The organism is Sphingobacterium shayense, assembly GCF_013179575.1.
GTDB classification, from domain to species: Bacteria; Bacteroidota; Bacteroidia; order Sphingobacteriales; family Sphingobacteriaceae; genus Sphingobacterium; species Sphingobacterium shayense.
Map to the genome: position 1 here is coordinate 1 of NZ_JABMCQ010000177.1, position 8,294 is coordinate 8,294.

The following is an 8,294-nucleotide window of genomic DNA, read 5'->3' on the forward strand; positions in this document are numbered from 1 at the left end:
GGACTATTATTACTGGAGAACAACACATCAAACGACGTTATTCTAACAAACCGCCTTGGTACGGATCCGTATGCCGGGTGGTGTGAGAGGACAGATAGGGAAATAATCCCTATCTTCCTACTCGATTATTTCTCTGGGAATCGATAACAGTTGTCATGGACTGTTTTGTTCGCAAGTTTAATATAACTGCAACCAATATTATTAGTATGCCTATCAAAGAATAATTACTTAGTTGTTCATCGAAGAAAAAATAGCCGAAAATGATCGCATAAATAACACCTAGATAATTCAAGCTAGCGATTTTTCCTAGGTTGGCGTGTTGGTAGGATAACGTCATAAAGTATTGAGCGCCTTGTGAGAGTAGTCCAATCAAAAACAAGTAGAGCCAATCTATCCCGATGGGAGTGCGCCAATTTAGGATAGTAAAGATTGATACCACAGGAAGCGTGACTAGGGGAAAATAAAAAATAATTACTAAAGGATGTTCGCTTGTTTTTAAACGAGCAATAATGTTGTATGCAAGCCCTGCAAATATTGCTGCGGTTAATCCGACGGCCAAATCTAGCATAGTAATCCGAGTGTCAAACCCCTTAAGGATTAAGACACCAGTGATAGCCATCAGAAAATATACGTATTGTATTGGTTTTATGGCTTGTTTGACTAGGAATATACCGAGAATTGCGGTGAAAAGAGGGGACAAGTAATTGATTGTGACCGCCGAAGCGAGAGGGATATTTTGTAGCGTATAAAAAGATCCTATGAGTCCGATGCATCCCGCAGCGCCGCGAAGTGAAAGTAGTAATTTATTGTTTCCGAATAATGGAATTCGTCGTCTATTTAAGATTGAGACACATATTGCTAAACTTATTATAGAACGAAATAGTACAACTTCCATCGTAGGAAGATGGCTGAGATTTTTAACACAGATATTCATAACTGCAAAGAGAAATCCAGCAATCAACATGTACTGAAGGCTTTTATTTTGCACTAGTTGACTTCCGATTTGTCAGACTTTACGATCTCACGCATACCTGTCTCAGGGTCGATCTCGAGCTCGGTCTGTTTAACCAACACAGCATATGAACTCGGACGGATTCCTTTGCCGTACCTGATAGCATAGCACTTCGTAAATTCAGCGCCGAAGTAGAGTATCGCAGCCGCGTAGTATACAAATGCGAGTAGGATAATAACCGAACCAGCCGCTCCAAATGAGCTTGCCGTCGCATTATTGCTTAAATAATATGAAATGAAATATTTTCCTACAAGGAATAAGAGTGTGGTGAAAATTGCGCCCCAAAATATATCTTTAAACCGCACTTTCGCGTCTGGAAGGAAAGCGAAGATAAAACCAAAAAGCGTCGCGATGACAGCGAACGAAATTCCTGAATTTACGAGATCTAGTGACTCGATATTCATATCTGGTAAATATTTGACGATATAGTTCATCATTAGACTAATTATGCTACTGAGAACCAGGGATGCCATTAGTAGAAATCCTAAACCTAAAATCATTGAAAATGAAATTAGTCGATCGATTATTATCTTAAGCCAACCTTTTTTAGGTTTTGCTTTTACTCGCCAGATCTCATTTATGGAATTTTGAATATCCACAAATATTGTTGTTGACGAGAAAATGAGTGCGCCAACGCCGACATATAGTCCTATAGTGGATTTACTCTCTAACGAGATTTTTTGGATGGCAGAATTGAGCATTGTTGCAATGTCATTTCCGAACAACCCGTTCAGTTCGCCCATAATTTCGTCGCGAGCACCTGTTGGGCTTTCAAGTTGGTTTCCGAAAAAGAAACCTACGGCCCATATCAGAATTAGAATCAATGGACCAATAGAGAACACAGTATAGTATGCTAACGAGGCGCTTTTTTTTAAACATTTGTCTTGAAGAAAGTCATTGACTGTGTCAATCAATAGCAAGCCAAAACCACGCGTTTTCTCGAGAAAGGTCTCTTTTTGCATTACGATTCTTGATAAATCCGAGTTATTACCCCGTCCTGTTTTTGTAATATTATTTTTCTTTTTAAACTGAGTTTTGGTGTTAACTCGCCTCCGTCAATTGTCCATTCGTTCGCTAATAACTCGAACTTTTTTACTTTTTCCCATTGTCCAAATTCGCTATTTAATCGGTCTATTTCATTTTGATATTTTTCGAGCACTTGAGGGTTTTTAATTACGTTTTCACGACTTTCGAATGGAATTCCTCTGCGTTTAGTCCACTTTTCTAATTCTTCAAAGGCTGGTACAATTAGCGCGGCAGGGAATCTTTGATTTTCGCCTACTACCATAACCTGAGCAATAAGCGTTGACTCCATGAATTTATTTTCTAATACTTGGGGTGAAATATATTTTCCACCTGCAGTCTTGAACATTTCTTTTTTTCGATCGGTAATTTTTAGGAATCCATCTGGCGTTAGCTCTCCGATATCGCCCGTGCGAAAATAGCCGTTTTCGTCAAAAGCTTCACGCGTTGCATCTTTGTTCTTGTAATAGCCAGAAGTCACGCTAGGGCCCTTGACAAGAATTTCACCATCCGCAGCAATTTTTACATCGAGGTTGTCTAACACCCGTCCAACTGTACCAAATTTTACGTCTGTTTCGACTGGCGAGTTAACGGCAATTACCGGGGACGTTTCCGTAAGTCCATATCCTTCGAGAACTTTGATATCCGCAGCCCAAAATACACGCGCCAATCGCTCTTGTAACGCAGCACCTCCAGAAATTATTAAACCAATATTTCCACCGAGTGCTTCCTTCCACTTGGAAAAGATTAATTTTCGAGCCAAAGCTAGTTTTAAATTGTAAAATGTATTATTTTTAGGGGGCTCTTGGAAATTATGACCTAATTCAAGTGCCCAAAAGAAAAGTGATTTTTTAATGCCATTTAAGGCTTTTCCTTTTTCAACAACTTTATCGTAAACTTTCTCCAATACGCGTGGCACGGTGGTGAATATTTGAGGTTTTACGTCGTTTATATCGGCCACTATATTGTCTAAATTTTCTACATAGTTAACTGATATGCCTTTTGTCAGATACATATAGACGACCATGCGTTCAAAGATGTGACAAAGTGGAAGGAAGCTCAAAGCCTTTTTAGCATAGTCTGGGACCAAGTGTTGACAGGCTTCAACATTACTTAAGATGTTACTGTGGGTGAGGAATACCCCTTTCGGTTTTCCAGTTGTACCCGAGGTGTATATTAGCGTAAGTAGATCTTCGGGTTGTACAGCATTTTTATAGGAACTAAGGTCTATAGAAACTTGTTTCCCTTGCTGTACTAGCAAATCTATACTTTGCTTCCCCTTTACCTCATCAAACGCATAGATTTCTATTTTTAAGTCATGTTCCTGAATCGCCTGATCGATTTTGAATGCTAACTCTTCGTTGCTCACAAAAATTAATTTTGCTTCAGCATCGTTAACAATATAAGAAAGATCTTGAGCAGAGAGGGTAGGGTATAATGGTACGATAGCGATACCAAGTTGATTACATGCGAAATCAACGATATTCCATTCTGGGCGGTTTCCTGACATTAACGCGACTCGATCGCCTTTCGTCAGTCCTTTGGCAAGCAGTGCTTTGCTGATTGAATCTGTAAGCTCTATGAATTCTGTTGTAGAATAATACCGCCACTCGCCATTTTGTTTACCAGCGACCATATCAGGTTTGGCGTGATGGTTTTCGTAATTATCTAAAATGTCAACTAACCTTTTAAGCCTACTCATATGCTCATGATTTAACGGTTTATAATCTGTGTTATCTTCCTACTAATATACTGTTTTAACAAGCAAAGAGCGAATTCCAAATAAAAAAATTAATTGGAATTGATAACAGAATTTAACTTTTGGACCTCGAAAAAAATGTTACTTTTGATCATATATTAAAAATTTTTATATTCATGAAGAAAGCAAATTGGCTGTTATTAACTTTAGGGTTGTTACTATTTTCATTTAATCAGGTGTCTGCGCAGCTGAATACACAGCATGCAGTGGGCGGACGTTTCGGGAGCGCTACGGGTTTTACATATCGTTATACACTAACTCCAGATCGCGCTGTTGAAGGGATATTGAGTGTACAAAGCAACTCCAAATCTAGGCGATTTCGACTGGTAGGGCTGTATGAATTTCATAAACCAATCGCTGAGAATTTTAGTTGGTTTTATGGGTTTGGGGGGAGTATAGGAAGTTTGAAGTATAAACCAGTAGAATCGAGAACTGAGAACCCAGATGGCTCAGTCACTATCAGGACAACCGAGTCGAAATCAGAACTAGCGTTAAGTATCGATGGTATTATAGGAGTGGAATACACTATTCCAACGACCCCGTTCTCAGTTTCGGTAGATGTTAAGCCATATTTTGATTTCTTACAAGAGAGTTCAATAAAGATTTTTGATCCGTTTGGTTTGTCGATACGCTATACGTTTTAATTGCTATTACTTGTTATCTTAAAATAAGCAAAGCCCTAAACTATATTGTTTAGGGCTTTGCTTATTGAGTTTTAATATATGTAAACCACTAGCAGATAATAGGACATATGGTGAATGCAATACTTGGTAGCTATTTCATTCTGTAGCTAAGGAGATACGCTGTTTAAATTGATAGCCATATATTGCCCAGTAATTTTTCTTGTGCCGAAGCCTCTTTATTTTCCTCTATTATCCATTGCTTTTTGGTGTTTTCCCATAACGGCATATGTATAGTTCGAACTCGGCCGTCCCTTGAGATTAAGGTGTCAACGATATCATCTGCTTGCCCATTGCTTAGAATGTAATCTATTTCTTTTCCAGCCATATCAATTCGGTTTCCATTGATTGCAATTAGCTCGTCGTCTACATTAAGCCCAGCATGCCAAGCAGAACTATCGCGTTCTACATTTTTTACAAACATACGTCCATCTTGGACATTGGTTTTTATACCCAGATGAAGCTCTCGACTTCCTTGCAATACGTTAATCAATTTATAACCTACTTTATAGAAATACTTGTTGTAATCAATTTCCGTGGAATTGTGTGCAGCTTCAAATATCTTTGAAAGGCTCACTCCTGTAACGGTTTCCGCAAGATTAAGAAATTCGTCCTCGTCAAAGCCGCGGGCTTCGTTTTTATAAAATTTTTCGTAAGCGGCACGAAGAACATTATCCAAGCGTTTAGCGCCTCCGGTTTGCGCCAAAATTTCAATATCAAGCGCAACGGCATGCATCGCGCCTTTATTGTAATAGGATATCCCCGAGTTTTGGGAGTTTTCATCAGGACGATATTGCTTGATCCAAGTGTCAAAGCTCGCTTGTGCTGCCGATTGTAATTGATGACCGGGACGATTGTATACGAGATTGAATTCGTTTGCTAACGCATTTAGATATTCTTTAACCGAGAAAAACCCACAACGTCGGATAATCAGGTTGTCGTAGTAGGAGGTAAAACCCTCCATTATCCACAGGCCTTCGGTGTAATTTTCGTTATCATAGTCAAAAGGCCCCAAGGCTTTCGGTCGCAGTCGTTTAACGTTCCATAAATGAAAATACTCATGCGCAATTAAGCTAAGATAGCTTTTGTAACTAGATTCAATATTGTATGCGAAACGGGTTGCACCCAGAACGGTGGAGTTGAGATGTTCAAGTCCTCCACTCCCATGGTGGCGATTGTGTGTTATAAAGACGTATCTGTCATTCGGGTTTTCACCCCAAAGTTCAGTTTCGACTTCGACTATTCTCGTTACATCCTGTGTAAGTTTATTTTTATTGTAATCTCCGCCACCGACCATTGCGAACTCGTGTTGTACGCCTGCAGCATCGAAGGTCCAAGTATCTTGGTTTCCTATTTCAATAGGTGTGTCAAATAAAATATCAAAATTTTCCGCGAGAAAAGTATTTGGTTTTGAGTTTTGTTGTGGTAATCCGGTAGAAATTTTCTTCCAATATTCGGGGAGAATTATCTCTACGGTTGAGGCGTGATTTATTGCGCCCTCGATGTACATGAACGTTGCGGCGGGATTAAGGTATGCATGATCGATGTCGATAAAATTCGTCCGTACCGAAACTTCAAAACCGTAGACACGGTACCTCACTCTTAGAGTGCCCTTTTTATTTTTTATACGCCATGTGTTTTTGTTGATTTTCTCAGATCTTACCAATTCACTATCAACGGAGGCAGTCAATGATTCAACATGCCTCGCGTATTCTCGTATAAGGTAGGATCCGGGAGTCCAAACAGGCATCTTAAGATTAACGAATTCTTGCGTGAAATTGTTGATGATGACTTCCACTTCAACATAATGAGCTTGAGGTTCAATGAAGGATATGCGAAAATGTATACTGGAGTCTACCATTTAGTTTGGATGTTGTTGAAATACAAAATTAATCTTAATCTACGTGAGATGCAATTCTAAATTATGTTCAGTCAAATCTTATTTTCGCGTGTCACTACAATGATATCTTAATTGTCGAATTCGTGGATCAGTCGAATTTGAGTATGATGACATGTTCGGCTCTCGCAACATGTTCAATTTTGCACATACTAGGGCGATTATTCCCATTTTTTGTGTAAATTTGAGTATACAAAACTTTGAGAACAGCGTATGATTCTAGTTGCAGATAGCGGATCTTCAAGTTCCGATTGGATGCTAAATTTGCCCGATAGTAAACCATTGTCTTTTCGAACTAAAGGTTTAAATCCTTTCTTTGTCAATGAAAAGGAAATAGCTAAAGTAATGAAAGAGGTGCCTGAAATTTTACCCTATGCCAGTGAAATACACGAAGTGTATTTTTTCGGGGCTGGATGTATCACGCCCGACCGTAGAGAGATTGTGTCTAACGCTTTAACTGAAATTTTCCCGACTGCTTTTATTGCCGTTGAAAGCGATTTATTGGGATGTGCATATGCTACATGTGGTCATCGAAAAGGGTATGTTAGCACAATTGGTACAGGATCAGATATAGGTTTTTTTGACGGCGAGGAATTGCAATCTGGGATTCATGGGATGGGGTATGTTTTAGGGGATGAAGGGTCTGGGGCATGGTTCGGAAAAAATCTGATCACTAGTTATTTATATGGCACGATGCCTAAAGATTTATCTGCGAAATTTGCCGATAAATATAGGTTAAACAAGGATATTGTCATTAAAAACGTATATCAAAAAGATCGTCCAAATGCATATTTAGCGTCGTTTGCTGAGTTTATGGCAGAAAATCTGTTACACCCTTATATCGATAGGTTGCTACGAAATGGCTTCGATGAATTTGTTCGCACAAATATAATGACCTATCCAAATTATTGGGACTATAAGGTGCATTTTGTAGGACGAATAGCTTATCATTTCGATTTGCAACTTCGCGAGGTATGCGAAGTTCTAGGTGTCAAGGTCGGAACGATTCTTAAAAACCCAATAGAACATTTGTTTCATTACATTGTTGATAGAGAACAGAAATTAATGCAAATAAAATAAAGGTTATGATACTATTAAATACAATCTTATTACTGGCGACATTTATGAGTCCACCAACATCTGTTTATGATTTTAATTTTACCTCAATCGATGGTAAGGAAATTAATTTATCAGATTTTAGAGGTAAAAATATATTGATTGTGAACACTGCGTCGAAGTGTGGATTTACGAAGCAGTATAAGGATCTGCAGACACTTCACGAAACTTACGGCGATGATTTAGTAATTATTGGATTTCCAGCAAATAACTTCAAGGGTCAGGAGCCTGGAAGTAATGAAGAGATACAAAGTTTTTGTGAACGTAACTACGGTGTCACTTTCCTGTTGTCGGAAAAAACCGATGTCATTGGAGAGGATATAAGCCCTCTGTTTAAATACTTAACGACTGCTGATAATGAAGATTTTATAGGTGATATCAATTGGAATTTTGAAAAATTCCTTGTGAACAAAGAAGGGAAACTGATACATCGTTATCGTTCAAAGGTTAACCCTCTTGACGAATCGATTACCGGAAATCTGTAGCAACAATTAAGGTGTTAATTAGAAAGAGTTTACCGAGTTAGGTTTTGTTTTTTATCCCTTGCTCGGTAGTTGTTTATAACCCGTAATAACAACGTCTGCAGCGAGGCTCATAGTTTTCTTTTTCTCCTAAAAGGACACGTTCCTCGCTCGCCCCTTTTCTATAGGAAAACGTTGCAGGAGCGCCGCATTGGACGCAAACAGCATACACCTTAGTGACATGCTCCGCGATAGCCAACAAATTTGGGATCGGACCGAAAGGCACGCCTTTATAGTCCATATCTAACCCTGCCACTATGACGCGCACGCCCCGGTTTGCGAGTTG

The 8,294-nt window shown here is 39.0% G+C and carries 7 protein-coding genes and 1 pseudogene; 3 read left to right on the forward strand and 5 right to left on the reverse strand.

The window, feature by feature from the left end:
• Nucleotides 1-109: 109 nt before the first annotated feature.
• From HP439_RS16160 to HP439_RS16170, 3 genes are read right to left on the reverse strand one after another with little or no spacing between them, the layout of a single operon-like run.
• A complete protein-coding gene (locus tag HP439_RS16160) occupies nt 110-988 on the reverse strand; it encodes a DMT family transporter (protein ID WP_216657881.1) in 879 nt (292 codons plus the stop codon).
• Nucleotides 988-1,974, reverse strand: a complete 987-nt coding sequence (locus HP439_RS16165) for a YihY/virulence factor BrkB family protein (protein ID WP_172391371.1) — start codon at nt 1,972-1,974, stop codon at nt 988-990. Before HP439_RS16165 ends, HP439_RS16160 begins: the two co-directional genes overlap by 1 nt.
• Nucleotides 1,974-3,737, reverse strand: a complete 1,764-nt coding sequence (locus HP439_RS16170) for an AMP-dependent synthetase/ligase (RefSeq protein WP_172391372.1) — start codon at nt 3,735-3,737, stop codon at nt 1,974-1,976. Before HP439_RS16170 ends, HP439_RS16165 begins: the two co-directional genes overlap by 1 nt.
• A 173-nt stretch (nt 3,738-3,910) precedes the next feature.
• Here HP439_RS16170 and HP439_RS16175 point away from each other — a divergent pair, with 173 nt between their 5' ends.
• Nucleotides 3,911-4,438 (forward strand): hypothetical protein, encoded by a 528-nt coding sequence (locus HP439_RS16175; RefSeq protein WP_172391373.1) that lies wholly within the window; start codon nt 3,911-3,913, stop codon nt 4,436-4,438.
• Nucleotides 4,439-4,601: 163 nt separating this feature from the next.
• On the opposite strand, the gene HP439_RS16180 is transcribed toward HP439_RS16175, so the two are convergent.
• Nucleotides 4,602-6,335: a M61 family metallopeptidase gene (locus tag HP439_RS16180; protein ID WP_172391374.1), complete on the reverse strand. Its 1,734-nt coding sequence runs from the start codon at nt 6,333-6,335 to the stop codon at nt 4,602-4,604.
• Between the two features lie 249 nt (nt 6,336-6,584).
• Here HP439_RS16180 and HP439_RS16185 point away from each other — a divergent pair, with 249 nt between their 5' ends.
• Complete coding sequence (locus HP439_RS16185; protein ID WP_172391375.1) at nt 6,585-7,451, forward strand: N-acetylglucosamine kinase; 867 nt, start codon at nt 6,585-6,587, stop codon at nt 7,449-7,451.
• 5 nt (nt 7,452-7,456) lie between these two features.
• Nucleotides 7,457-7,972, forward strand: a complete 516-nt coding sequence (locus HP439_RS16190; RefSeq protein ID WP_172391377.1) for a glutathione peroxidase — start codon at nt 7,457-7,459, stop codon at nt 7,970-7,972.
• Nucleotides 7,973-8,045: 73 nt separating this feature from the next.
• On the opposite strand, the pseudogene HP439_RS16195 reads toward HP439_RS16190, so the two are convergent.
• Nucleotides 8,046-8,294, reverse strand: a pseudogene (locus tag HP439_RS16195) (thymidine kinase); the annotation flags it as partial.

Coding starts and splice junctions, on each gene's coding strand:
- HP439_RS16165 (WP_172391371.1), bottom strand. CDS start 1,974: ATGCAAAAAGAGACCTTTCTCGAGAAAACGCGTGGTTTTGGCTTGCTA.
- HP439_RS16170 (WP_172391372.1), bottom strand. CDS start 3,737: ATGAGTAGGCTTAAAAGGTTAGTTGACATTTTAGATAATTACGAAAAC.
- HP439_RS16175 (WP_172391373.1), top strand. CDS start 3,911: ATGAAGAAAGCAAATTGGCTGTTATTAACTTTAGGGTTGTTACTATTT.
- HP439_RS16180 (WP_172391374.1), bottom strand. CDS start 6,335: ATGGTAGACTCCAGTATACATTTTCGCATATCCTTCATTGAACCTCAA.
- HP439_RS16185 (WP_172391375.1), top strand. CDS start 6,585: ATGATTCTAGTTGCAGATAGCGGATCTTCAAGTTCCGATTGGATGCTA.
- HP439_RS16190 (WP_172391377.1), top strand. CDS start 7,457: ATGATACTATTAAATACAATCTTATTACTGGCGACATTTATGAGTCCA.